A 26,537-nucleotide genomic window follows, 5' to 3' on the forward strand; every position below is an offset into this window, starting at 1 on the left:
CGTCTTGCTTGTGAAACCTTTCAATTCGGAGATCGCGATGAAGCGACAGAAGCCGGGCCGCACGCCCCTTCTCGTTCTGCATCCCGACCCGAAGCGTTGTTACCCGCCAGTTTGAGGGCGGCCGGCCCGCTGAGGCAGGGTCACCTCGCCGGATTCCGAACACTTCCCCTCCTTGTCGAAGCCGCAGTTACAGATCGCTGACTTGAAACGATTCATCGTCGAATCCAGGCCGTCCCCACCGGCCGTCCCAGGAGCTGCCGTGCGTCACAGATCCCGCCGTCTCCTCGCCCTCGTCCCGCTGCTCGTTCTCGGCACCGCCACGCCCGCCGGAGCCGAACCCGAACTCGGCAACCGCCTCTTCTTCGCCACCGACCTCCGCGCGAACCACCTCGACCGGCCACTGGGGACGGACGACACCACCCCCGAGCTGAGCTGGCGGACGACCGCCCGCGACCAGACCGCCTACGAAGTCCAGGCCGCCACCTCGGAAGCACGCCTGGCCCACCCCGACCTCTGGGACACCGGCCGCGTCGCCGGCGCCGCCGCCGACCTCGACTACGCCGGCCGCACCCTCGGCAGCCGCCAGCGCGTCTACTGGCGGGTCCGCGTCTGGTCCGGGACCGTTCCCTCGGCCTGGAGCACGCCGTCCTGGTTCGAAACCGGGCTCACGAACCAGAACGACTGGTCCGCGGGGTGGGTCACGAACAGTCAGTGGCAGCTCGGCGCCAAGCCCGCCCAGCCGGTGGTCGTCACGCTCCCGCCGCAGACCGCCCAGTTCGTGAAGCTCGACGTCACCAAGCTCGGGCTGCCCCTGGCCGAACAGCCCCTCGACAGCCAGAACCGCATGGTCACCACCGGCGACACCCGCCGCTTCCCCGACCTGACCTACCGGCTGCAGCTGGCCGAGCTGCAGGTGCGCGACTCGGCCGACCCGGGCGTGAACTTCGCCGACGGCCGCCAGAAGTACGTGACCGCGTCGGAAACCCAGACCGTGCGCAAGGAGTGGGAACCCGGCCTGGTCGCCGACGGCCTCACGACGTCCAACCCCGAGGACGCCGGGAACGCGGGCTACCAGAGCGCCGCGCACACCAGCGCGGACGCCGACGTCTGGCTCACCGTCGACCTCGGTGCCGCGCGCACCTTCGACCAGGTCGTGCTCTACCCGCGCACCGACACCCTCACCGCCGACGGCCGGACCGCGAACTTCCCGGTCGACTACACCGTGCAGACCGCGACCGCCGTCGCCGGGCCGTTCACCGTCGCGAAGACCGTGACCGGCGAGCCCGTGCCCGCCACCTGGCTGCCACCGGCGCTTCCGTTGTTCGCCAAGGACTTCTCCGTGCGCGGCCGGGTCGCGAGCGCTCGCCTGTACGTCAGCGGCCTGGGCGTCTACGTGCCCAGTATCAACGGAAACCGCGTCGGCGACGCCGTCCTGGAGCCCGGCGACAGCGACTACGCCGACCGCGTCACCTACGCCGCTTACGACGTCACGAAGCAGGTTCGCGGCGGCGCCAACACGATCGGCATCGCCGTCGGCGACGGCACCGCGGACGCGCTGCACACCTCCGGCCGCTACCGGAAGTTCGCACGCACAGCGAGCGACCCGCAAGTCGTCGCGCAGCTGGAGTTAACGCTAACAGACGGCAGTGTGCAGCGGATCGGCACCGATTCCAGCTGGCGCACCACGCTCGGCGCCACCACCGTTTCCCAGTGGTACGGCGGCGAGGACTACGACGCCCGCCGTGAAATCCCCGGCTGGGACCAGCCCGGCACCGACCGCCGCACCTGGTCGCCGGCGGTGCCCGCGACGAGCACGGCGAAGCTGACCGCGCGCCAGACCGAGCCCGTCCGGGTCGTGGAACAGTTGCCCGGCAAGGAAATCTCACGTCCCGCTCCCGGCATCCGGGTCTACGACCTGGGCCGCAACATCGCCGGCCTGCCGCAGGTGACGCTCACCGCGCCCGCCGGGACGTCGATGCGGATCTACCCGGCCGAAGCACTGCGTGACGGCCACGTGGACCAGTCCATCAGCAACGTCGGCGCACCGATCTGGGACAGCTTCACGAGCAAGGGCGGCAAGCAGACCTGGCACCCGGACTTCACCTACCACGGCTTCCGCTACCTCGAGGTGGTCGGCGTCCCGGACGGCGCGCAGCTCTCGGTCGCGGGCCTGCGCGTGATGGCGGACAACGACTCCGCCGGTGACTTCGACTCCTCCGACGCGACCCTCGACGGCATCCACCGGCTCACCCGTGCCGCCGTCGAGAACAACATGCAGAGCATCCTCACCGACTGCCCGAGCCGCGAGAAGCTCGGCTGGCTGGAGCAGGACCACCTCGCGTTCGACGCGCTCGCCCGCAACTACGACGTCGAAGCCTACCTCGGCAAGATCGTCGCGGACATGGCCGACGGACAGGAAGCGAGCGGCCTGGTGCCCAGCACCGTGCCGGACCACGTGACGCTCGCCGGCTCCTACCGCGACGATCCCAACTGGGGCGGCGCGCTGGTCCAGGTGCCGCTCAAGGCGTACCAGACCTACGGCGACAAGGAATTGCTCGCGCAGTACTACCCGGCGATGCGGCGCTACCTCGGCTACCTGCAGGGCCAGACCGCGCGGTGGGTCGACGGCGTGTACGACTACGGCCTCGGCGACTGGATCACCACCGAGACCCCGGCGATGCCGCGCGCGATCCCCAGCAGCTTCGGCGTCTGGGCGGTCGCCGACGGGCTCGCGAAGGTGGCGACGGCGCTCGGCCAGGACGCCACGGCCTATCGCGCGCAGGCCGATGCCCTGGCGAAAGCCGTGTGGGCCAAGTACTACAACTCCGCTACCGGGCTGTTCGGCGGCGGTGGTCAGGGCGCGACGGCCCTCGCGCTCGACATGGGTGCCGTGCCCGCCGAGCTGCGGGCCGGGCAGACCCAGCACCTGGTCGACACCATCGAGGCCGCGGGCTGGCACCTGGTGATGGGGGAGATCTCGTTCCCGTCCGTGCTGCGGGTGCTGTCGGCTTCGGGCCGCGACGACGTCGTCTACCGGATCGCCACGCAGACCACCAGCCCCAGCCTGGGCCACCAGGTGCAGGCCGGGCTGACCGCACTCGGCGAGACGTGGGACGGCGGCAGCGGCCAGTCGCAGGACCACTTCATGCTCGGCGCGATGGACGGCTGGCTCACCACGCGGCTGACCGGCATCGGACAGGCGGCCGGTTCGGTGGGCTTCCGCGACCTGGTGATCGACCCGGCGGTCGTCGGCGACCTGACGTCCGCGTCCGGCAGTTACGAGAGCCCGCAGGGCCGCGTCAGCACGGCGTGGACGAAGTCCGACCGCGAGTACCGGCTGACCGTCACCGTCCCGTCCGGCAGCACGGCCGAAGTGCACCTGCCGCAGGGCGACGCCGTCTTCCGCGTCGGCTCGGGCACCCACACTTTCCGGCAACCCATTCCGCGCGGCTGAAGGGAAATCCCATGCGCAGGACACTGACGTCCCTGGTGCTCGCGGCGGCCACCGCCCTGAGCCTGGCCACCTCGGCGACTCCGGCGACCGCCGGGCACGACCCCGGCTTCGACCCGGCCGCCTTCGCGCACCCGCCGAAGGACAGCAGCCCGGCGATCTACTGGTACTGGAACAACACCATCACCAGTGACATCACCGACCAGCAGATGGCCGAGATGCGCGCGAAAGGCGTGTACGAGGCGGTCATCTTCCCGCTCGGCGGCGACTCGATGAAGCCGGTGTTCCTCAGCGAGGACTGGTTCACGCTCGTCGGGCACGTGCTGCGCGAGGCGCAGCGCACCGGCATGAAGATGTGGCTGTTCAACGACAACAACTTCCCGAGCGGCCGCGGCGCGAACTACGTCGTCAACGGCGGCACCCTCGGCAACCGCAGCATTCCCGCGCGCCCGGACCTGCGGCTGAAGGGCCTGCTGCGCTCGACCCGGATCGTCGACGGGCCCACGACGCTGCCGCTCGCCGAGACGTCGGGGCTCAGCGTGGACACCGGCAAGCTGGTCGTCGACCCGGCCACCAAGCCGGGCATGGCCCCGCTGACGCCCGGCGCCGGCTGGACCGACTACACCGTCAGCGGCAAGGTCACGCTGACCGCCGGGGGCGTCCAGCTGGCGGTGCGCTCGGACGGCACCCACGGCTACCTCGTGGACGTGGACGCGAAGGGCGCGGCGAGTGTGTACAAAGTGGATGGTTCGAATAGGACTCGGCTGACCACCGGCGTCAACACCCCGGGCTTCACCCCTACTCACGTGCAGACGATCAACGTCACGGTCTCCGGGAACACGATCACCCCGAAGATCAACAACACCGTGCAGCCCGCCGCCACCGACGCGAGCTTCCCGACCGGCGCCGCGGCGGTGTCGGCCGAGGGTACGCAACGTTCACTGTGGGACGACCTGACCGTCACCGCGCCGGACGCCACCAAGCTGTGGACGTCCACCTTCGACAACGCCACCGCGCTCGCGGACTTCCCACAGAACCGCGTCAACCTCGCCGGGGTCACGGCGGCGGCCGCGCGGCCGGTGGGCACCAACGCCGCCGTCGAACTCAAGGGCGGCACCTGGCAGGTGCCCGCGGGCCGCTGGCAGGTCGACGTCTACTCGCAGGTCCTCCTGCAGGACGACTCCAGCGGCTACACACGTGGCTACCTCGACCTCCTCGACCCGCACGCGACGGACGCCTTCCTGAGCATCGCGCCCGAGGAGTACGCACGCCGCTTCCCGTGGGCGATGGGCACGGTGGTCCCCGGGTTCTGGGACGACGAGCCGTTCATCGCGTCCGCGCAGCCGCACCCGTTCAAGCGCCTGCCGTCTTCGCCCGGGCTCGCCGACGCCGTCCGCGCGGCCGGCGGCACCCCCGGCGTCGCCTACACCGCGGCGGCCGACGGCCTCGACACCGTCGCCGACCAGGCCGCCGGGACGTACTGGCGGGCCGTGGACAACCTGTTCTCCACCAGCTACTACAAGCGCGAAGCCGACTGGATGGCGAAGCACGGCCTGAAGCTGATCTCCAACCCGCTGCTCGACGAGCAGAGCCCGCAGCAGCGGATGAACTCCACCGGCGACCTGTCCAAGGACAACCAGTGGGCGCAGGTCCCCGGCAGCGACATGATCACCACCGACTACACCGCCGGCCAGCAGACCACGTTGGGCCGCAACGCTTCCTCGGCCGCCCACCAGAGCGGTGCGCCGCGGACGCTGATGGAGACCTTCGGCAACGCCGGCTGGCAGGTGGCGCCGGACTACATGCACGCCACCGTCGGCGCGCTGGCCACCCGCGGCGTCAACCTCACCTTCCTGCACGCGATGTACACCGACGAGACCTCCGTGACGTTCGCGCCGCCGTTCGGGCCGCGCAGCACGTTCTGGGAGGACATGCCCGACGTCGACGCGTGGATCGGCCGCGTGATGGAACTGGGCCGGGGCACCAACCTCGCCCGGACCGCTTTGGTCCAGCCGCAACGGGCCGCCGAGCAGACCCGGGTGTCCGATTCTTCGCACCAGCTCGACGCCGACTTCTCGGCCACGGCGTACGCGCTGGAACGCGGGCAGGTCGACTTCGACTTGCTGAGCGACTCGTCGCTGTCCGGCGACCCGGCCGCGCGGTTCCAGGCCGTCTCGCGCGGCGGGACCCTCCGAGTCGGCCAGGCGGGCTACCAGCTCGCGGTGCTGCCGCGCACGCCGGTGCTCGACCTCGCGACCGCGCGGTCGCTGGCGAAGTTCGTCCAGACCGGCGGGCACGTCGTCGCGGTCGGCCCGCTGCCGATGCGGGAGGCGACCGGCCGCGACGCCGATCTGGCGCGTGAGCTGCGTTCACTTTTCGGTGGTGCGGGCGCTTCGTGGGCCCGGCGTGGAGCCGGTGCGGTCGCTTTGGTGACCGACGTGAACACGATCGCGGCCCTGGCGCAGAACGCCGGGGACGGCGCGGCGCGGCTGCAGCCCGCGGCGGACGCCGTCCGGGTGTCGCGTACCGGCCGTGGTGCCGACACGGCGTTCCTGCTGAACAACGAGAGTGACGCGGTCGTCACCACGACGGTGACGTTCCCGGTCGACGGCACGCCCGAGATCTGGGACCCGCGCACCGGCACGGCGAAGGTCGCCACGGCGTACACGACGGGCCGGACCACCGGTGTTCCAGTGACGCTCCAGCCGTACGAGACTTTGGGCGTGGTGTTCCGCAAGGGCGTCCACGACACCGCACACCTGACCGACGGCACCCTGCCCGCGAGTTCGGTTTCCCAGGCCGGGCGCGACCTTCAGGCAGCCGTCACCGCGACGGCGTCCGGCAGCTACACGCTCACCGGGCAGGCGAACGGCCGCACCTACCGCGGCACCGTGCAGGTCACCGACTCGCTGACGCCGATCGCGCTGAGCGGGCCGTGGACCGTCCGGCTGGAACAGGACGGCGCCGTTGCCACCGAACGTCCGCTCGGCTCCTGGACCACGTTCGCGCCGACGTTCTCCGGCAGCGCCGTCTACACCACGACGGTGACACTCACGGCCGCCGACCTCGCGAAGCGCAAGCTCGTGCTCGACCTCGGCGAAGTGCACGACCTCGCCACGGCGACCGTGAACGGCACCGAACTGCCCGCCGCGCTCTGGCATCCGTACACAGTGGACGCCACGAAGGCGTTGCACGCCGGGGTGAACACGATCAGCGTCCGCGTCACCAACACCCTGGCCAACGAGCGCAACAAGATCCTGCCGTCGGGCCTTGTCGGCCCGGTCGCGCTGCGCCCGCAGGCCGCCGTCACCGCCCGGCTGGAGGCCACCCGATGACAGTCAGCAGACGCACGGTCCTCACGGTCGGCGCGGCACTCGGCGTGGGCGCGACCCTCTCGTGGGCCCCGCCCGCCCTCGCCTCGGGCGGGAAGTCCTTCGCCCGGCAGTTCGCCAAGCCCGATGCCTCGACCGCGGCCAAGTTCCGCTGGTGGTGGCCGCACGGCCTGGTCGACCTCGGCGAGATCGCCCGCGAGGTGGACCAGATCGCCGACGCCGGGTTCGGCGGGGTCGAGATCCAGGACGTCCACCACAGCGTCCAGACGGTGATGGACCCGGAGCACTACGGCTGGGGCACGCCCGCGTGGCTCGCGGCGGTGGAGACGGCGTTGCGCCGGGCGAAGGCGCGCGGGCTGACCGTCGACCTTGCGATGGGCCCCTGCTGGCCGACGGCGGTCCCGACCATCACGCCCGACGACGTCGCGGCGAGCAAGGAACTGGCTCACGGCGTCGTCACGGTCGTCGGCAGCTACACCGGCCCGCCGCCGGCCGCGGTGGTGCCCGCCGAAGACGGTGTGGGCAAACAGGACCTGATCGCGGTCCAGGCCGCTTTGGTGATCGGTTCGCCGACCGCGGCCACGGTGACGCTGGATCGGGCGTCGGTGCGCACAGTGGACGTCCACAACGGACAGATCGACTGGACCGCGCCTTCGGGGACCTGGATGCTGTTCGCGTACTGGGCCCGCGGCTCGGCGCAGCAGCCGGAAGCGGGCCCGCACACCATGCCGCTCGCGTATGTCGTGGACCACTTCAGCGCGGCGGGCACTCGCGTCGTCCTCGACGAGTGGAACTCGACGATCCTCACCCACGCCATCCGGAGCCTGCTGAAGGACGTCGGCGGCGACCTGTTCGAGGATTCCCTGGAGATCGAGACCGACGCGACCATCTGGACGCCGTCCTTCCTGGCCGAGTTCCGTCGCCGGGCCGGCTATGACCTGCTGCCGTACCTGCCGGTCGTCGTGCAACGCAAGGGCAAGTACCTGTTCGCGTTCGACGCCGACACGTCGAACCACGTGCGTGACGACTACAACCAGGTGCTCTCGGATCTCTACCACGAGAACCACCTGATCCCGGTACGGGACTTCGCGCACCGGCTCGGGATGACCCTGCGCGTCCAGCCGTACGGCCTGCAGACCGACGCCATCCGCAGCGCCGCGCTGCTGGACGTGCCGGAAAGCGAGTCGCTGGGGTTCAAAAACCTCGACGACTACCGGGTGCTGGCATCCGGGCGCGACATGGGTGGGCGGAAGCTGCTGTCGTGCGAGTCCGCGGCGTACGCGAACGGCGCGTACAACACCACCTGGGACAAGGTGCTGCAGACGATGGGCAGCGTGTTCGCGGGCGGCGTCAACCAGGCCGTGCTGCACGGGTTCGCCTACGCGATGGCGCCCGGCGCGCAGTGGCCCGGGTTCGCGGCTTTCTCGCCGTACAACGGCAACGGCATCGGGTACGCCGAGGCGTGGGGCCCGCGGCAGCCGACGTGGGGGCACGTGCCGGACATCGCCGGCTGGTTCGCCCGCACGCAACTGGTGCTGCGCACCGGAAAACCGCAGGTCGATATCGCGTTCTACCGACAGAAGGGCTGGACGTCCACCGGGATCGGCGCGCCGTGGGCGACCAACGACGGCATCCCGGCCGGCTGGACCCACGGCTTCCTCAGCGGAGCGGTCCTGGAGCTGCCCAGCGCCGTGGTCCGGCACGGCCGCTTGGCGCCCGACGGGCCCGCGTACAAGGCGATGATCCTCGGTGGCGACCAGTTCCACGGCAGCGAGCACACGCTCTCCGTACCCGCGGCCCAGCGTTTGGTGGACTTCGCTCGCGGGGGATTGCCGACGATCGTCATCGGCACCTGGACGTCCGATGTTCACGCCGAGGGCATCGCGCAGCCGGGGGAGAACGACCGGCTTCGCTCGCTGATCACGGCGTTGCTCGCGCAGTCTACGGTTCGTGTCGTCGCCGACGCCACGGGCATCCCGGCCGCGCTCGCCGAGCTGGGCGTCACGCGCGATGTGGAGCACGACCCGTCCACGGTGATGAGCGTGCACCGCATCGACGGCGACACCGACTACTACTACCTCTGCAACGCCCGGCACGCCGAGAACCGCAAGATCACCGCCGTCACGCAGGAGGTGTGGCTGACCGCTCAGGACCGGGACGCTGTGCCGTTCGTGCTCAACGTGTGGACCGGCGAGACCGAACGGCTCGGCGTGTTCGCTCGCTCCGGCACCAAAGTCCGGGTGTCGGTGTCGTTGAACCCGGGGCAGCCGGTGATCATCGCGCTCGGGCGCGGTGACCGTGGCCCGAGCGCTGTGGCGACGGACGCGCCCGAGGTGCGTTACCTCGACGGCAAGCTCGTGGTGCGAGCCTCGGCGGCGGGCACGTACTCGACGACGTTGTCCACCGGCCGGGTCGCGCGGACGTCGGTCGCCGCTCCACCTGCGCCGATCGCTTTGTCCACTTGGGACCTCGAAGTCGAGGACTGGCAGCCGGGCGCGACCCCGACGGCCACGCTCAAACCGAAACGGAAGTTCTCGCTGACGGCGCTCGCGGCGTGGCCGTCGATCCCCGGACTCGAAGACGTTTCGGGCGTCGGTCGTTACCGCACGACCGTCGACCTCGGCCGCTGGGACCGCGACCTGGGCGCGTACCTCGACCTCGGGGAGGTGTTCGACACCTACCGGGTGCGGGTCAACGGCACCGCGCTGCTGCCGTCGGACGTGCTCGACACGGTGGTGGACGTCGGCCGCTGGCTGCGGTCCGGGCGCAACAGCATCGAGGTGGAAGTCGCCACCACGCTGAACAACCGGCTCCGCGTGAGCCGTCCGGAGGTGTTCGCGATCGCGGCCCGGCAGGCCTACGGGCTGGTCGGCCCAGTGCGCCTGCTGCCGTACCGCCAGGAGGAGATCCGATGAACGTCACCCGGCGCACCGCGCTCAGCCTCGGCGCCGCACTCGGCTTGGCGGCCGTCGTCCCCTGGGAGGCGTCGACATCGACGGCGGCTCCGGTGCGGCCCGTCGCGCTCGGCGGCGTCCGACTCTTGGAGAGCCGGTACCTCGCGAACATGCGGCGGACCGTCGCATACCTGAAGTTCGTCGACCTCGACCGGCTGCTGCACACCTTCCGGCTGACCGCCGGCCTGCCCACTTCGGCCGAGCCGTGCGGCGGCTGGGAAGCACCCGACATCCAGCTGCGCGGCCACACCACCGGGCACCTGCTGTCCGGCCTCGCCCTGGCGGCCGCGAACACGGGAGACACCGAGCTGGCCGCGAAGAGCGCGCGACTGGTGGCCGAGCTGGCGAAGTGCCAGGCGCCGTCCGGTTACCTCTCGGCGTTCCCGGAGTCGGACTTCGTCAACCTCGAAGCCGGGAAGTCCGTCTGGGCGCCGTACTACACGATCCACAAGATCCTCGCCGGGCTCCTGGACCAGCACCGGCTGCTCGGCACCGCCGGGGCCCTCGACGTCGCCCGCGGTATCGCCCGCTGGATCGACGGGCGCACGGCACCGCTGTCCCGCGACGCCATGCAGAAAGTCCTGCACACCGAGTTCGGCGGGATGAACGAAGCCTTGGCCAACCTGTACGCCATCACCAAAGACCCGCTGCACCTCACCCTGGCCCGCCGCTTCGACCACGACGAGATCTTCACGCCCCTTTCCGCCCGCCAGGACACCCTCGCGGGGCGGCACGCCAACACCGACATCGCGAAGATCGTCGGCGCGGCGGCGGAGTACGACGTGACGGGCGAGCAGCGCTACCGCACGATCGCGACGTACTTCTGGGACCAGGTCGTGCACCACCACAGCTACGTCATCGGCGGCAACGCCAACGCGGAGTTCTTCGGCCCGCCCGACCAGGTCGTCAGCCAGCTCGGCGAGAACACCTGCGAGAACTGCAACAGCTACAACATGCTCAAGCTCGGCCGGTTGCTGTTCCTGCAGGACCCGGACCGCACCGAATACCTCGACCACTACGAGTGGACGCTGCTTAACCAGTTGCTGGGCGAGCAGGACCCGGACTCCGCGCACGGGTTCGTCACGTACTACACCGGGCTGACTCCGGGGACGCAACGGCAGGGCAAGCAGGGCGTAGCGTCCGATCCCGGCACGTACAGCAGCGACTACGGCAACTTCACCTGCGACCACGGCACCGGCCTGGAAACCCACGTCAAGTACGCGGAGAACATCTATTTCGCCTCGGGCGACACGCTGTACGTCAACCTGTTCATCCCGTCCACAGTGGACTTCCGTGGCGCCTCGATCCGGCTGGAGACCGAGTACCCGTACGACGAAACGGTCCGGCTGCGCGTCGACGGTTCCGGTACTTTCGCCCTGCGCGTCCGGATCCCTTCGTGGGTTTCCCATCCCCGCTTGACCGTCAACCGTGAGCCGGTCGCCGCGACGCCGGGCCGGTTCGCGACGATCCGGCGGCGGTGGCGCAAGGGCGACGTCGTCGAGCTGCACCTGCCGATGACCCCGCGGTGGCTGCCGGCGCCGGACAACCCCGCGGTGTCGGCGCTGACGTACGGACCGCTGGTGCTCGCGGCCCGGCACGGATCGTCGGTGCCGCCGGTGATCCCGACGGTGGATCCGCGCACGCTGCGGCGCGAGCCCGGCCGGGCCGAGTTCAGTGTCCGGGCGGGCGCGGAGCGGCTGCGGCTGAGCCCGTTCCTGGACGTCCAGCACGAGCACTACAGCGTCTACCTCGCTTCGCCACCGGCCCGGCCCGCGCCGAAGACCGTGGCGGTGTACCCGCTCGGCGCGAACCTGGCGGAGTCGACGCACCGCTGGCCGGACGCGGTGCTCGCCGGCGGCGCGGTGGCGGGGGAGCGGGGCATCGAGCTGGACGGCGTCACCGGGCACGTGCGGCTGGCCCCGGGGTTGCCGGCGAACCTGACCGAGCTGACGGTGTCGATGTGGGTCCGCCCGGACACGATCGTCAACTCGGCGCGGGTGTTCGACCTGGGGTTCAACGCGCAGTCGTACCTGTTCCTGACCCCGCGCACGGGTCTCGGCGTGGCCCGCTGCGCGATGAAGCTGGGCGGCATGGAGACGGAGGACTTCGTCGACGCGGCGATCGCGCTCCCGGCGGGGGTGTGGACGCACGTGGCGGTCACGGCGGGAACGGGGTTGCGACTGTACTTCGGCGGTTCGCTGACCGGGGTGAACCCGGCACCGCTGATGAGCCCGTTGCTGCTGGGCGCCACCCAGCTGAACTATTTGGGGCGCTCGCAGAACCCGAAGCATCCGTACCTGAAGGGCGCGGTCGCCGACTTCCGCCTGTACGGGCGGGCCTTGGAGGACGCGGAGGTGCGTGCCCTGGCGGGTTCCTAGACGGTCGCTGTCTTCTGCCCTGAGCTGCCGATGACGTCGAAGTCGCGGGCCTTGCCCGTCGTGTTGAGGTGGGCGATGTCGGCCTGCTCGAAGTCGACGTCCAGTACCGGTGAGTCCTTCTCCAGGTCGCGCCGGTGCTCGCTCGGGATGCCCCAGTCGTAGCGCTTCTGGATCTCGACGTGGTACTCGATCTGGTCGCCGTGCTTCTCGCCGACCAGCCGGTACTGGAAGTGGTTGAACGAGTAGTACCAGTCCTGGCCGCCCTTGCCGTCGCGCTGCAGGTCCGGCGCCGTCGTCTTCCAGTCGGTCGTGAACGGGCCGTCCGGGCCCTTTCCGGCGTCGGCGACGGACTTGTCGACCTGTTCCTGGAAGGACGGCATGTCGTCGAGCATGTCCTGCACCGGTGCCTCGACCGTCTTGCCGTCGCCGTCGAGGTAGTGCTGCAGCAGCCAGGCCGCGTGGTCGTTGCCCTGCTTCACCAGTCCCAGCAGGACGACGTTGTGCAGCTGGTTCCAGACCCGCCGGTCGTGCTCGGTGGGCGGGAGGACGCCGTAACGGCGGTCTTCGGTCTCGAAGTTGTCCTGCGTGCCGAAGACGACCTTGAGGTTGCGGGCGAGCTCCTCGTCGATTTCGGTGGCCTGCTTGAGATGTGCCTGGATCTGCTTCTCCAGGCCGTCCGCGATGTCGGCCTGCTCGCCGAGCGCGTCGAAGTACCCCGGCGACACGCCCGGGGTGTCGTCCCAGGTGACCTTGCCCGCGGCGGTGACCGTCATGCCCTGCTCACGCGCCTGCCGCTGCAGGTCGAGCACGGCCCGCCGGTGGCCTTCGAGGCCCTTGAGTCCCGCGGTGCCCTCGCTGCCGTCGGCTTCGACGTCGATGTACTTGCGCAGCGCCTTCACTTCGGCGTCGACGGCGTCGAAGTCCCAGCGGATGCGGGCGCAGTACTTGGTCGCGGCGTCACCGCCCTTGCCGGCCCAGTCGCCGTCCTCCAGCGGTGTCACGACGGCGGATTCATAGGCGTCGCGGATCCGGTGGAGCTTCTGGTGGACCTGTGCCCACTGCTCGGCGAACGTCTCCAGCCCGGCGACGTCGAGTTCGGTGAGCTGCTTGAAATCAACCACGGAGCCGCTCCCCGCCCGCCGAGTCGGTCTTCGTGTACGCGTCGGCGCTCAGCCGGAAGTTCTCCGCGCCTTGGGTGAGCCGGCGGTGCAGGAGATCGGTGAGCCCGTCCCAGCGGGACTGCATGTCGTCGATGCTGCCGACGAAGTCCCAGCCGGGCGCGGCGCGTCCCAGCGGGTCGAAGGTGTCGTCGGCCGCACCACTCAGGGCGTTCACGGCGACGGCGGTCTCGTCACAGGCGTCGGCGCGTTGCCGCAGCCAGGGCGGCGTGACGCCGATGTCCGGCCCGCTGCCCCACGGCGGCACCGGTTTCGGCTGCGGCCCGGGGGAGGGCGAGGGAGTGGGCTCGGGTTCGGGTTTCGAGTCGTGGTCGCCCGGGGAGGGCGGCGGCGGGGTCACGCCGGGTGTCGGCTCGGACACCACTCGCCAGTTCGCTGCCACCACGGCTCCCTCCAGAAGATCTCCCGCCAGGCTACGAGTTCCGACAATCCGGTGGCCGCGGGCGTTCCCCGGCCCCTATCGTTTCGTCGTCAGTCGAAACGAGGAGGACGGCGATGCGGCTCGCGGGGGTGCGGTGGCCCGCGTCGGTCAGCACCGCGCGGCTCGACGGTGCCGGCTATCGCGTGGTTCGCCCGCGACGTCCGATCCGGGCCGCCGCGCTCGAGGAGTACCGGCATGGAGCGCAACTGGCGGTCGGCAAGGCCGCGGCCGTGGACCTCGCCGTCGCCTGGTGGCTGGCCGCGCGTTCGCCGCACAGCCTCATCCACCTCCCGCTGCGCTCGGGCGGGCAGCTCGACCTGGTGCTGCTGCACCACAGCCTCGGGTTCCGGGTGTCGAGCTGGAAGCGGCTGCGGTCACGGCTGTCCCCGCCCGCGATGACCACCGTGACGCTGCCGCCCCGGCCGTTCCCCGTCCTGGCGCGGGCCGACCACGAGCGGTTCTTCCACCAGGGCTTCCGCGACCACCTGAGGTACGCCTTCGCCGCGGACACCCTGTTCCTCATCGGCAGCAGGCGCGCCTACGAACTCGCCGCCGAGGAGGTGCGCGCCCTGGCCGAAGACGGCCCGGCGCACCTGGTCGCGGGAACCCACTTCTGCGCGGAAATCGGGCTGGGGCCGTGGAAGCCGCACCACCGGCGGAACCCGGCGGCCATGCTGCACGCGTACCTCCGCTGACCGCCCCCGCGCGAACCGGTCCAGTGCACCGGGCCGGAAGTGGACCAGCCGGCGCCGCCGGGTTCTGCCTAGCGTGGAACCATGACCGACGCACCGCCGAGGACGAACTCGGTCCTCACCATGCTGGCCTCGCGGACTCCGTCCATTCCGGACGGTGCGCACGTGATGACGGCCACCATCGAGCTGCCGCCCGGCGACTCGGGCACCCCGCCGCACCGGCACTCCGGGCCCGTCTTCGGGTACATGCTCGAAGGCGAGATGATCTTCGAGCTCGAAGGCGAACCCGAACGGGTGATCAAAGCCGGTGAAGCGTTCTGGGAGCCCGGCGGCGACGTGATCCACTACCAGGCGGCCAACAACCTGGCCGGCAGCTGGAGCCGGTTCGTCGTGGTGATGATTTGCGCGCCGGGGCAGGAGATGCTGACGTTCGTCGACGCGGACGAGCTGGCCGAGCGGGCCGGCCGTCGCGCGCCGCGGGACTGAGGGGGAGAACGACATGCGGATCTTCCTCGCCGGCGCGTCCGGCGCCGTGGGCCGCCGGGTGGTGCCCGCGCTGGTCGGCTCGGGCCACGAAGTGGTGGGCCTGACCCGGAACCCGGCTTCGGCAGGCAAGCTCGAGGTGCTGGGGGCGGCGGCCGTCGTCGGTGACGTGTACGACGCGGCCGCGCTCGCGCACGCCGTGGCGGCCGCGCGGCCGGACGTCGTCATCCACCAGCTCACCGATCTCGGCGCCGGCGACCGCGCGGCCAACGCGAAAGTTCGGGTGGTCGGGACGCGCAACCTGGTCGACGCCGCGAAGGCGGCGGGTGTGCGCCGGATCGTCGCGCAGAGCATTTCGTGGGCGTACGAGCCGGGTGACGCGCCGGCCGCCGAGGACACGCCGTTGGACCTGCACGGCGCACCCGACCGGGTCGCGACGGTCGGGGGTGTCTCGTCGCTGGAAACGGCGGTCGCGGAGCTGCCCGAATGGGTGGTGCTGCGCTACGGCACGTTGTACGGCCCCGGAACGTGGTACGCGCCCGGGGCTCTGATGGCGCGGCAGGCGTTCGCCGGCACCCTGCCCGCGAACGCGGACGTGTCGAGCTTCGTGCACGTCGACGACGCGGCCTCGGCGGCGGTCGCGGCACTGGATTGGCCGACGGGAGCGGTCAACGTGTGCGACGCCGAGCCCGCGGCGGGGTACGAGTGGGTTCCGGTGTTCTGCTCGGCGGTCGGTGCACCGGAACCGGCCCGGGTGGCGGGGGAGCGCACGGGTTGGGCCCGAGGGGCGGACAACACCCGGGCGCGCAAGGAGCTGGGCTGGGTGCCGGACTTCGTGTCGTGGCGGGATGGCTTCACACGGCTCTGACGGCTCCCCAAGCGGCACTTTCCCCGTGAAAGTGCCGCTTTGCGCAGTGGCGGGATGGCTTCACCAGGGCGTGATGGCCGCACCGCGGAGCACCTCGGTGAGCGCGTCCAGCGCCGGCCGCCACGCGTGCTGGGGCGGTGTCGCGTAGCCGATGATCAGCCCGGCCTTGCCCCCACGGGCGGAATGCCAGTACCCCGCGGCATGCACGCCCGCGAGCTGCACACCCGCACCGAGACCCGCGTCGACCAGCCGCCGCTCTTCCTTCGCCGAGGCGAGCGGCAGAAGTGCGTGCAACCCGGCCGGGACGCCGTCGAGCGGGACCTCCGTCACCGAAGCGAGCCGAGCGGCCAGTTCGGTCCGCCGCTTCCGGTAGTGCTCCCGCGCACGGCGGACGTGCCGGTCGTAATCGCCGCGGTCGAGCAGGTCGGCCAGGGCGAGCTGCCCGGGCACACCGACCGTGGCCCCGGTCGCCGAAAGCGCGTCGAGCACCGGGATCCGGAGCCGCCGCGGGACGACCAGCCAGCCGAGCCGCAGCCCGGGTGCCAGCGTCTTGCTCGTGCTCCCCGCGAAGATCACCCGATCGGGGTCGAGAGCCTGCAGCGCCCCGACCGGCTGCTTGCCGTACCGGAACTCGCCGTCGTAGTCGTCCTCGATGACGTACCCGTCGCGGTCACGAGCCCACGCGACGAACCCGGCACGCGCCGCCCGGCTCAGCACCACCCCGCGCGGGTGCTGGTGGGCGGGTGTCAGCAGCACCGCGCCGGCCCGTGCGGGGATGTCCGCCGGGTCGGCGCCGTCCGGGCCGACGCGCAGCGGTGCGGTCTCCGGCCCGGCGTCGTGGATCAGCCGGCGGTGGTGCGCGAGCCCGGGGTCCTCCGTCGCGATCGTCCCCGAACCGCGCAACGCCCGGGCCAGCACCGCGAGAGCGTGCGTGAAGCCGCTGGTGATCACCACGGCCGAGGCTTCGGCACGCACGCCGCGAGCCCGGGAGACGTACGTCGCGACCGCCTCGCGAAGCGCCCGCGAGCCCGCCGGATCGCCGTAGTCCAGGCCGGCGGCGTCCGCCGCGGCCAGCGAACGCCGCATCGCGGCTGACCACTGGCCGTGCGGGAAGAGGCTGAGGTCCGGCCGGCCGGGGCGCAGGTCGATGACGTGGCGCACCGGGGTGTCGCGCGGGGCACGGGGGAGCGTGACGTCGGCGACCCGGGTGCCGGACCCGGTTTCGCCGACCAGCCACCCCTCGGCGGCCAGCTGGGCATACGCGGCGACGACCGTCCCGCGGGCGATCCCCAGATCCTCGGCCAGCGAGCGGGTTCCGGGCAGCCGGGTCCCGGCAGGCAGCCGGCCGGTGGTGACGGCCTCGCGCAGCGCCGACTCGATCGACCGCGCCCGCGGTTCGCCGACGTCGAGGTGCAGGTCGATGCCCAGCTTGTCCACCGGTGTCACCTCCGTGGCCCATTCTGCGGCACCGGGTGTCCGAATAGGACACGTGGCCGATCTGTTGCGTCCTCCGCATCACCCCTAGGGATGCCTAGGGGTGCGCCGGAGACGGGAGTGCCGGAGGTACGATCTGCCGATTCGCAGCTACTCCGAAGGGTAAGTCCGTTGACCGAAACCACAGCGCAGCGGGTGAAGTCGATCCGCATCGTCAACGGCCTTCGCCACCCGCTCCTGGCCGTCGTGGCCCGCTACCCGGCCGAGTTCCTGGTCCGGCCGGGCGGTGAGCTCGAAATCCGCGAAACGGCTCCTCGCGGCGGGTACGTCGAGCTCACACTCGACAACGAGGAGGAACCGGGCCTGCGGATCGACACGGGCGAATCCGGGCGGATGGAGGTCCTCCTCGACGGGGAGCCGCAGCCGCTGCCGTCCGTCGTCCTGGGCGGCGCCCGCTCGCCCGAAGCCTGGCCGGACCTCGAGGCCGCTTTCGGCAGCCTGCACGTGTTCGACACCCGATCGGGGCCGCGGACGGTGCGGGTGGAGGAGAAGAACGGCACCACGACGCTGGTGGGCGCCGGCCGCGAGCCGATCCGGTTCGCCGGCGTCGGGGTGAACGACTGCCCGACGGAACTGATCATCGAGTCGGACGGGCTGCGCATCCGCGGCTCCCACGGATCGGCGCGCTGAAAGCTCGTAACCTGGGCGGATGAGCGAACTGCCGGTGCGGACCGAGCGGCTGGTCGTGCGGCGGTTCGCCGCCGGGGACGTGACGGCGTTCGCGGCGTACCGCTCCGATCCCGAGGTCGCGCGCTACCAGGGGTGGGACGCACCGGTCCCGGAGGCGGCCGCCCGGCGGCTCGTGGCCGGGTTCGCGGCCGCCGAAGAGGGCAAGCCGGGGTGGTTCCAGTACGCCGTGGAGCGCGACGGCGTCCTGATCGGCGACGTCGGGATCTGCTGGGCCGGCAACCGGATGCAGGCCGAAGCAGGGTTCACGATCGCCGCGGCCCACCAGGGCAACGGCTACGCGTCCGAAGCGGCGCGGTGCGTGCTGGACCGGGTGTTCGCCGCGGGCGTGCGCCGGGTGTCCGCGGAGTGCGACGCGCGCAACACGGCGTCGGCGCGGCTGCTGGAACGACTCGGGTTCGGCCTGGAGGGTCATCGCCGCCGGCACACGTGGCTCAAGGGGGAGTGGACGGACGACCTCCTGTTCGGCCTGCTCGCCGAGGACTGGCGCGGTGCCACCGCGGGGCCCTCGATCTTCGCCTGCCGACCCAACCTGCTGGTCGCCAATCTGGTGGCGAGTCTCGGGTTCTACGCGGACGTGCTGGGTTTCGAGGTGGGCTGGCGCTGGTCCGACCGGCAGGCCCGGTTCCTGACCGACGACGAGCCGCCCGAACCGGGAACGGCGCTGGTCGCGCGGGACAACGTCCAGGTCATGCTGACCCAGGTCGCCGGAGCGCACCCCACCCGGCTGCATCTGGACGTCCACACGGCGGCGCAGGTTGACCGGCTGTTCCGGGAATGGAGCGGACGCGGAGCCGCCATCGCCGAACCGCCGTTCGTGCGGCCGTGGGGGATGTACGAGATGCGCCTCGCGGACCCGGACGGCACCGTGCTCCGGGTGAGTTCGCCCGCGCCTTAGCTCCGCACCGCCGATCGGAGCCTTGACACTCACGCGTCCTCATTCATACATTCGTCGTCACTTTGTATGATTCGACGTGGGGAGTTGATCCGCATGCGGCTCGGCAAGACCGCCGTCGTCCTCGGGGGCAGTGCCGCCGGTCTGTGCTCGGCCGGGGCACTGGCCCCGTTCTTCGACCAGGTCCTCGTCCTCGAACGCGACGAGCTCCCCGCCGGAGCCGAGCACCGCCGCGGGGTGCCGCAGAGCAAGCACCCGCACTTCCTCCTCAACTCGGGCCGGCGCGCGATCGGGGCCCTGTTCGGCGGCTTCGAAGCCGACCTCATCGCCGCCGGCGGGCTGCACCTGATGCCGTCCATGGACGCCGCCTACCTCGACGGCGAAGGCTGGTCGGCCCGCAAGCGCAGCGCGATGACCATGGTCTACAGCTCGCGGATCCTCATCGAACGCGTCCTGCGCGACAAGGTGCGCGAACTGGCCAACGTCGAAATCCGCGAAGGCACCGCGGTCACCGGCCTGACCACGCGCGACGGCGGGATCACCGGCGTCGGCTTCACCACCTCCGGCGGCGACGAGCACGTCGACGCCGACCTCGTCGTGGACGCGCTGGGCCGCGGTTCCTCCGTCAGCGCCTGGCTGGCCGCCGCGGGCTGGCCCGAGCCGGAGACCCGGACGCTCGACGCCAAGGTCACCTACACCTCGCGCTGGTACGAGCTGCCGGCGCCGCGGCCCGCGACCTGGTGGTGGCGGCACCTGGTGATCATGCCGACGCCGGACAAGGGCGAACACCCCGCCGAACACGAGTACCTGGTCAACTTCTTCCCGGTCGAGGGCAACCGCGTCATCGCCTGCATGGGGTCGTGGGGCCTGGACATGCCGCGCACGACCGACGCGTTCGTCGAGACGGCCCGCCGCGTCCGGACGCCGATGTTCGCCGCCGCGATGGACCGGTGCGCACCCACCTCGGAAGTCCACCTCACCCGCTCGACCGGCAACAAGTGGCGCCGCTACGACCGCCTGCGCACCCCGCCGAAGGGGCTGGTCTTCGTCGGCGACTCGATCTGCGCGTTCAACCCGTTCTACGCCCAGGGCATCAGCTCCGCGGCCGGCTCGGCCCTGCTGCTGCGCGAACACCTCGCCCGCGCGGGCCGGCTCGACGCGAAGTTCTCCGCGAAGTTCCTTGCCGCGCAACGCAAGCTGCTGAACGTGCCGTGGCGGCTGGCGATGGCCCGCGACCAGGGCTACGAATGCGCGGAGGGCACCGAGAAGCCGCGCGAGTGGAAACGCCGGATCCTCGCGGCCGTCTCGGCGCCCGCGTTCAGCCTCATCGTCGGGGCCGCGCGGGAGGACGACGTCGTCGACGAGCACTTCGCCAAGGTGTTCAACCTCGACGAGTCGCTGGGGGAGATGCTGCGCAACCCGCGCGTGATCGCGGGGCTCGTGCGCTACCGCGTCCGCGCGGCGCTCGGCCGGCACCGGGTGCCCTTCGGGTTCGACCCGCAGGCCGAACCGCCGGCCACGGACTATTCGATGGCGACCGCGCGATGACCACGGCGTGCGGGCCGGACGCCGCGGCCGTCACCCGCGGGCTAGGCTTCGACTGCCACGACGTCGCCCCGGTCGTCTCGGTCCGCTTCCCCTGGGCCCTCGCCCACTGGACGATGCCGCTGCTCGAACTGCTCGTCGTCGGCGGCGCCGTCTTCGCGCTGGTGCACGCCGTCCGGCGGTATCGCGCCGGCGACCCGGTCAACCTGGCGCTGTGGTGGGCTTCGCTGGTCTACCTCTTCGTCACCGAGCCGCCGCTGTACTTCCCGGAGTGGTTCGGCCTCGACCGGCTCTACGGCTTCATCTTCGCCCACAACGAGTTCACCGTGCAGTTCATGGCGGACCGGCTGCCGCTCTACATCGTGGCGTTCTACCCGGCGTTCAGCCAGCTCGCCTATGAGCTGGTGCGGGCGCTCGGGATCTTCCGCGGCCGGGGACCGTTCGCCGGTTCGGTGGCCGTCGCCTTCGTCTGCCAGGTGTTCTACGAGGTCTTCGACCAGCTCGGCCCGCGGCTCAAGTGGTGGGCCTGGAACCCGGGCAACCGGATCGTCAACCACCCGGTGCTGGCGTCGGTGCCGATGACCAGCATGCTGCTGTTCGCGTCCGTCTCGTTCGGTGCCCTGACCTACCTGGTCGTGCGGCTGGCCGGTGGCCCCCGGCGCGGGTGGCCGCTCGTGGCGCGGACCCTGGTGGCCGGCGTCCTCACCCCGCCGACGATGGCGATCGCCGGGATCCCGTCGAGCCTCTTCGACGGGAACACCACCGCCCAGGCCTGGATCCTCGGCGTAGAACTGGCGCTCGTCTGGGTGGCCGGCATCGGGATCATCGTCACGAACCGGGCGGAACGCCCACCGCAGTCCGCTTTCGTGCGGATCTATCCCGCCGGCTACCTGGGAGCGCTGGCGGTGTTCTGGGTCGCCGCGGACGGCGGCGGCCCGGCCGGGAGCGTGCCGTATGCGCTCGCGTGCTTCGCCGCGGCCGGGCTCGTGCTGGTCGCGCTGTACCGGAAGGCCCGGGCCCCTGCTCCGGTCTGAGCCCGCCCGGTCGGGGAGGATGGGGCGCATGGGGCACCACGGATGGCGGGGCAACCCGCCCGGCACGGAGGACGAGGCACGCCGCCGGATCGTCGAAGCGGCGACGGCCTGCCTGGACCGGGCCGGGCTCGCGAAGACCAGCCTGTCCGACGTCGCCGCCGAGGCCGGGGTGACGCGGCAGACCGTCTACCGCTACTTCCCGAGCCTGAACGACATCCTGCGTGCCGTCGCCCTGGCCGGCGTCGAGGAGTTCGCCGGGCGGATGGAACGCCACCTCACGTCGTTCGGCAGCCCCACCGAAGTCGCCGTGGAGTCCGTGGTGTTCGCGGTCCGGACACTGCCCGGCGAGCGTCATCTGGGCCTGCTGCTGCAGGCGGGCGAAGCCGACTTCTTCACGGTCGGCGTGATCTCGCCGCTGGCGTTTTCCTACGGCGCAAGGATCCTCCGCAACGTCCCGGTGGACTGGGCCGCCGTCGGTGTCACCACCGACGACGACCTCCAGGGGCTGGCCGAAATCCTGATGCGCCTCTTCCTGTCGTTCCTGCAGTACCCCTCGACCCCGCCGCTCACCGACGACGGGATCCGGGCCCTCGTCCGCCGCTGGATCGGCCCCGCCCTGCGCGGGTGATCAGCCGACCAGGTGACCGAGCGCCCGCAGGGTGTTCGGGTGGTCGGCCGGGACGACGCCCGAGTACACCGCCGTCCAGCAGGAGGGGCAGCAGTACTGGCGGAACACCACCGGCGCGTCCACGTAGTCGGCCGCCGTCGCGATGATCTGGGGGCCCGCGTCCGTCGGTGGTCCCTCGTACACCGCCACCGCCGGTTCGCCCTCCGCCGTGCCGAGGACTTCGCCGCAGTGGCCGCAGGCCAGACCGCCGTCCGCGGGCTCGACCAGGTTGTCGTCGAGACGGCGGACGCCGGCCGGGCCCGTCTTGCCCAGCGACGGCCCCGGCACCCTCGACCGCGACCGGCGGTGCTCACGCTGCCGGTCCCGTTCGGCCGTCGTCGCGGCGTCGTCCACCACGCCGTCGTGGACGACGACCCCGTAGACGTCGAGCGCCGCCCCCGGAGTGATCTTGGCTTCGCGCAGGTCGCGGGCCACGGCGGCAGGATCACGCGTGAGGGGGTCGCCGTAGCCGCCGCCACCCTGCCACGTCATCGCGAACACCTCGCCGGGCGCGAGGTAGCTCGACGCGTAGTTCTGCCCCGGCTCCAAAGAGGACCCCAGTTCGTCCATTGTGGACGGCATCCGGCCGGACGCGAGCAGCGACGCGACCGGGCTCTGCCGCGCCACGACGTCCAGGCCGCTGTTGCCGGGGTGCCCGCCGGCGAGGCCGCCGTTCTGCGCGACCGCCTTGCCCGCCGACGCCAGCACCAGGCCCATCGGGACGCTCGTGCCGTGTGGGGTCATCGCGATCGACGCGCCGAGCCCGCCGCGGTGCCGCCCCGGCCCGCCCGAGTCGGGGACTTCGCGCCGCCACAACGTCAGGACGGGGTAGAGGAACTCGGTCATCTCGACGTCCGGGACCCGGCCCATCGGGATGCAGAACAGGCCGCCGGTGTCGATGCCGTCCGCGTCCGGGCGCGCGCCGTAGCCGCCGGCCATCGGTTCCATGATGATGCTGAGGAACGGCGCCGGCGTCTCGCCGCGTTCGTCCAGCCCGGCGATCACCGCGGTGTCCCAGGTGCCGCAGCACGTCGCCTGGACGCTCTTGCCGAGCTCCAGGTCCCGGTCGAGCATCTGCGCGAGGCACTCGGCGATGAGGTTGCCGGTGAGCCAGGCCGGGCCGATCGGGCCGCGGCCGACCGCGGCGGGGAACGTCGCGTTGTTGAGCGTCCCCTCCTCGGTCACCAGGTCGAAGCAGCGCATCAGCCCGCCCGCCGACCACGGGATGTCGCCCGCGAGGATCGGCAGCAGCGCCAGCATCACGCCGCCGCGCATGCCGGCGTACGTGCAGTTGATGACGCCGGCCTGGGGGTCGGTGCCGGTGAAGTCGAAGGTCAGGTGGTCGCCGGTCTTGGTGGTCTTGACCGTGATCTTGTGCAGGTTCCGGTCGCCCTCGTGGGACTGGTCCTGGTACCCGGTGGCTGACCAGCTGCCGTCCGGGAGCGCGGAAAGCTTGTCCCGCAACCGGCTTTCGGCGTCGGACATCATCCGCTTCATGACGGCCTTGACCGTGTCCGGGCCGTACTGCTCGATCAGCGCGTGCAGGCGTTCGGCGCCGACGTTGTTCGCGCCGATCTTCGCGCGCAGGTCGAGCCCGACGAGCATCGGCACGCGGGAGCGGCGCACCCACAGGTCGGCGACGTCCCGCTGCAGCCGCCCGTCGCGGACCACCTTCACCGGCGGCGTCGGCAGGGATTCGGAGAAGACGTCCTCGGCGGCGGGGGAGAAGGAGCCGAGCCCGACGCCGCCGAGGTCCGGCTGGTGGGCGATGGCGCTGGTCCAGGCGAACAGCTTCCCGTCGTGGAACACCGGCTGGTAGACGATGACGTCGTTCTGGTGCAGGCCGCCGCCGACCCAGGGGTCGTTGCAGAGGAACATGTCGCCGGCTTCGATGCCCGGGTTGGCCGCGCGGTTGCGCAGCGTCCAGTAGATGGCGAGGTCGACCGCGCCGACGAGCATCGTGTTGTAGAGCCCGACCTGGACCTCCTGGCCGAGCTCGTCGGAGATGGCGAAGTCGAAGTCGTTGGCGTCGGTGACGATCGGGGAGCCGGACATGCGCTTGAGCGCCTCGCCCATCTCGTCGGTGACCGACCACAGCCGGTGCCGGATCACCTCGTAGGTCAGCGGGTCGAGGGCGTCGATCTGGTCCTGGGTGACACTGTGGACGTCCAAAGAGGACGGCAGCGAGCGCCGGAGCTCGCCGAGGTCGACGGGACGGCTGGAGAACTGCTCCGAGCCGGGGATCGGCATGCTCATGCGGCGCTCCTGATCGTGAGGTTGCCGAGGTGGTCGACGGTGCCGGTGCTGCCGGCGGGCACCACGACGGTGGTGGTCGGGACCTCGACGATGGCCGGGCCGGCCAGCACGTGGCCGCTGCGGAGTTCCCGGTAGTCGTAGACGTCGGTGTCGACGTACCCGGCGGCGGCGTCGAGGCAGACGGGTCGGGTGCCGGCCGGCGCGGCGGGGGAATCCGCGGCGGGAACCTCCGGCAGCCGCGGGCTGAACGGCAGGATGCCGACGCCGCGGACCCGGAACGTGATGGCCTGGATCCCGGCCTCGCGGAACCCGGCGTCCTTGCCGTACAGCGCGGCATAACGCTCTTCGAACCCGGCGGCGGCCTCCTCGATCGCCGGGGTGTCCAGGGGTCCCTCGACGACCGGCGTCGTGACCTCGGCGAGCTGCATCGAGTAGCGCATGTCGATCTCGCGGTACAGCTCGACCTTCTCGAACTTCAGGCCCTGCCGGTCCAAGCCTTCGCGGACGCGCTCTTCCAGCCGGTCGAAGTTGCGTTCGGCGCGCTGCGGGTCGAAGGGGACGTTCAGCGGGTCGGACAGCTCGGCCGCCAGCACGATGTCCGACGACGCGAGCCCGAACGCGGAGAACGCCGACGCGACCGGCCCGAGCGGGACGACGACCTCGGTGCACCCGACTTCGGCCGCGTAGCCCGCGCAGTGCGCCGGGCCGGCTCCGCCGAACGCGTAGAGCACGAACCCGCGCGGGTCGTGCCCGGCTTCGACGACGGTCTTGCGCAGCAGGTCGCCGGTCTGCGCGTTCTGCACGGTGTAGATCGCGGCCGCGGCTTCCTCGACGGTGAGGCCGAGCGGCTTGGCGATGTGCGTGTCGATGGCTTCGCGCGCCAGCTCCAGCGACAGCGGCTTGCGGCCGCCGAGCAGCCCGCGTTCCGGCAGGATCCCGAGGACCAGGTTGGCGTCGGTGTTGGTCGGCTCGGTGCCGCCGTTGCTGTAACACGCCGGGCCGGGAACAGCCTGGGCGCTGTGCGGCCCGATGCGCAGGTTCCCGCCGGCGTCGAGCCAGGCGATCGCGCCGCCGCCGGACCCGATCGCGTCCACGCGCAGCGTCGGGACGTTGATCGGGTGGTGGTTGATCACGGTCGTCGTGTCGCGGACCGGTTCGCCGTCGACGATCAGGCCGGCGAGGAACGTCGTGCCGCCGACGTCGGTGGAGATGATGTCCTTGTGGCCGAGCTGGCGGCCCAGCGCGACCGAGCCGATCACCCCGCCGGTGAGCACGGACCCGACGGTGCTGATCGCCGCGGCCGGCGCTTCGCGGGCGGCCACCGCGCCGCCGTTGCTCTGCATCACCAGCAGCGGCCCGGAAAGCCGGTTCTCGCGCAGCGTGTCTTCCAGGGTGGTGAGGTAGTCGCGCAGGCCGGGACCGATCTGGGTGCTCATGATCGTGGTGGCGTTGCGGGCGAACTCGCGGATGCGCGGGCTCACCTCCGACGACAGCGCGACGAAGACGTCCGGATCCTCTTCGGCGATCAGCTCGCGGATCCGCTGTTCGTGTGCCGGGTTGCGGAACGACCACAGCAGCGAGACGGCGATCGCGCGGACGCCGTCGGCCAGCAGATCGCGGATCTTCGTACGGGCCTCGTCTTCGTCCAGCCGGACGACGACGGCGCCGTCGCGGTCGACCCGTTCGGTCACCTCTTGGGCGAGCCGCTTCGGCAGCAGCCCGTGGTCTTTCTGCTGCCCCAGCACGTTCTGCAGCTCGTGCGGCGAGCGCCCGAGGTAGCGGCCCTCGACGTTCATGATGAAGATCGAGTCGCGGTGGCCCTTGGTGGTGAGGAAGCCGACCGGCGGCACGTTGCCGGTCACCAGCGCGTTGAGCGACGACGTCGTCCCGTGGGCGATGTGGTGGGTCTCGGCCAGCATCTCCGGCAGGGGCTTCCCGAGCTGCTCGGCCAGCAGGCCGAGCACGTCGAGCACGCCCTGGGAGTAGTCGGGCGGGGTCGAGGGGGACTTCGCGGCGAGCACGGTCCCGGCGTCGTCGTCGAGAACGGCGTCGGTGAACGTGCCGCCCACGTCCACGCCGATGACATAGGCCATGACTCACGCTCCTTTGCGCGGAGAAAGCTGCTAACTGCGGCGTAGACTATTCAACGCATGTGACAAGAGTCAACCCTCTTGACGAGGTCTGGTCGATGACGTCAAATAG

General features: G+C 71.3%; 17 protein-coding genes. 12 read left to right on the top strand and 5 right to left on the bottom strand.

Annotation, left to right across the window (positions count from 1 at the left end; genetic code table 11):
- The first annotated feature begins 259 nt into the window (after window positions 1-259).
- From QQ657_RS07885 to QQ657_RS07900, 4 genes are read left to right on the top strand one after another with little or no spacing between them, the layout of a single operon-like run.
- Window positions 260-3,454: a family 78 glycoside hydrolase catalytic domain gene (locus tag QQ657_RS07885; protein ID WP_284741424.1), complete on the top strand. Its 3,195-nt coding sequence runs from the start codon at window positions 260-262 to the stop codon at window positions 3,452-3,454.
- An 11-nt stretch (window positions 3,455-3,465) separates the two neighbouring features.
- Window positions 3,466-6,786: a glycosyl hydrolase gene (locus QQ657_RS07890; protein WP_284741425.1), complete on the top strand. Its 3,321-nt coding sequence runs from the start codon at window positions 3,466-3,468 to the stop codon at window positions 6,784-6,786.
- Window positions 6,783-9,698: a glycosyl hydrolase gene (locus QQ657_RS07895; RefSeq protein ID WP_284741426.1), complete on the top strand. Its 2,916-nt coding sequence runs from the start codon at window positions 6,783-6,785 to the stop codon at window positions 9,696-9,698. Before QQ657_RS07890 ends, QQ657_RS07895 begins: the two co-directional genes overlap by 4 nt.
- Window positions 9,695-12,115: a beta-L-arabinofuranosidase domain-containing protein gene (locus QQ657_RS07900; protein ID WP_284741427.1), complete on the top strand. Its 2,421-nt coding sequence runs from the start codon at window positions 9,695-9,697 to the stop codon at window positions 12,113-12,115. Before QQ657_RS07895 ends, QQ657_RS07900 begins: the two co-directional genes overlap by 4 nt.
- On the opposite strand, the gene QQ657_RS07905 is transcribed toward QQ657_RS07900, so the two are convergent.
- Together QQ657_RS07905 and QQ657_RS07910 are read right to left on the bottom strand one after the other, a co-directional pair.
- Window positions 12,112-13,236 carry a hypothetical protein gene (locus QQ657_RS07905; RefSeq protein WP_284741428.1) on the bottom strand — a complete coding sequence of 375 codons (1,125 nt, stop codon included), beginning with the start codon at window positions 13,234-13,236 and terminating at the stop codon, window positions 12,112-12,114. The two genes, QQ657_RS07900 and QQ657_RS07905, sit on opposite strands and share 4 nt — an antisense overlap.
- Entirely contained in the window at window positions 13,229-13,675 is a 447-nt protein-coding gene (locus QQ657_RS07910) for a hypothetical protein (protein WP_284741429.1), read from the bottom strand. The genes QQ657_RS07905 and QQ657_RS07910 overlap by 8 nt, the downstream gene beginning before the upstream one ends.
- A 113-nt stretch (window positions 13,676-13,788) precedes the next feature.
- On the opposite strand from QQ657_RS07910, the gene QQ657_RS07915 reads away from it, so the two are divergent.
- The 3 genes from QQ657_RS07915 to QQ657_RS07925 all read left to right on the top strand — a co-directional run bounded on the left by QQ657_RS07915 (window position 13,789) and on the right by QQ657_RS07925 (window position 15,757).
- On the top strand, window positions 13,789-14,409 hold the full coding sequence (locus tag QQ657_RS07915) for a hypothetical protein (protein WP_284741430.1): 621 nt from the start codon (window positions 13,789-13,791) through the stop codon (window positions 14,407-14,409).
- Between the two features lie 81 nt (window positions 14,410-14,490).
- Window positions 14,491-14,892: a cupin domain-containing protein gene (locus QQ657_RS07920; protein WP_284741431.1), complete on the top strand. Its 402-nt coding sequence runs from the start codon at window positions 14,491-14,493 to the stop codon at window positions 14,890-14,892.
- A gap of 13 nt (window positions 14,893-14,905) precedes the next feature.
- Window positions 14,906-15,757 carry an NAD-dependent epimerase/dehydratase family protein gene (locus QQ657_RS07925; RefSeq protein WP_284741432.1) on the top strand — a complete coding sequence of 284 codons (852 nt, stop codon included), beginning with the start codon at window positions 14,906-14,908 and terminating at the stop codon, window positions 15,755-15,757.
- Window positions 15,758-15,817: 60 nt separating this feature from the next.
- Here QQ657_RS07925 and pdxR read toward each other — a convergent pair whose 3' ends face one another.
- Window positions 15,818-17,194: a MocR-like pyridoxine biosynthesis transcription factor PdxR gene (pdxR, locus tag QQ657_RS07930; RefSeq protein WP_284741433.1), complete on the bottom strand. Its 1,377-nt coding sequence runs from the start codon at window positions 17,192-17,194 to the stop codon at window positions 15,818-15,820.
- Window positions 17,195-17,362: 168 nt separating this feature from the next.
- Here pdxR and QQ657_RS07935 point away from each other — a divergent pair, with 168 nt between their 5' ends.
- The 5 genes from QQ657_RS07935 (at window position 17,363) to QQ657_RS07955 (ending at window position 22,040) form a co-directional block, all read left to right on the top strand.
- On the top strand, window positions 17,363-17,881 hold the full coding sequence (locus tag QQ657_RS07935) for a hypothetical protein (RefSeq protein ID WP_284741434.1): 519 nt from the start codon (window positions 17,363-17,365) through the stop codon (window positions 17,879-17,881).
- Between the two features lie 19 nt (window positions 17,882-17,900).
- Window positions 17,901-18,836, top strand: coding sequence for a GNAT family N-acetyltransferase (locus tag QQ657_RS07940; protein ID WP_284741435.1), 936 nt, complete (start codon window positions 17,901-17,903; stop codon window positions 18,834-18,836).
- Window positions 18,837-18,929: 93 nt separating this feature from the next.
- On the top strand, window positions 18,930-20,381 hold the full coding sequence (locus QQ657_RS07945; protein WP_284741436.1) for an FAD-dependent oxidoreductase: 1,452 nt from the start codon (window positions 18,930-18,932) through the stop codon (window positions 20,379-20,381).
- Window positions 20,378-21,412, top strand: a complete 1,035-nt coding sequence (locus tag QQ657_RS07950) for a hypothetical protein (protein WP_284741437.1) — start codon at window positions 20,378-20,380, stop codon at window positions 21,410-21,412. Before QQ657_RS07945 ends, QQ657_RS07950 begins: the two co-directional genes overlap by 4 nt.
- A 28-nt stretch (window positions 21,413-21,440) precedes the next feature.
- Complete coding sequence (locus tag QQ657_RS07955) at window positions 21,441-22,040, top strand: TetR/AcrR family transcriptional regulator (protein ID WP_284741438.1); 600 nt, start codon at window positions 21,441-21,443, stop codon at window positions 22,038-22,040.
- Here QQ657_RS07955 and QQ657_RS07960 read toward each other — a convergent pair whose 3' ends face one another.
- Together QQ657_RS07960 and QQ657_RS07965 are read right to left on the bottom strand one after the other, a co-directional pair.
- Window positions 22,041-24,335 (bottom strand): hydantoinase B/oxoprolinase family protein, encoded by a 2,295-nt coding sequence (locus tag QQ657_RS07960; RefSeq protein ID WP_284741439.1) that lies wholly within the window; start codon window positions 24,333-24,335, stop codon window positions 22,041-22,043.
- Entirely contained in the window at window positions 24,332-26,428 is a 2,097-nt protein-coding gene (locus QQ657_RS07965) for a hydantoinase/oxoprolinase family protein (protein ID WP_284741440.1), read from the bottom strand. Before QQ657_RS07965 ends, QQ657_RS07960 begins: the two co-directional genes overlap by 4 nt.
- Window positions 26,429-26,537 lie beyond the last annotated feature (109 nt).

Source organism: Amycolatopsis ponsaeliensis (assembly GCF_030182635.1).
Classification (GTDB): Bacteria; Actinomycetota; Actinomycetes; order Mycobacteriales; family Pseudonocardiaceae; genus Amycolatopsis; species Amycolatopsis ponsaeliensis.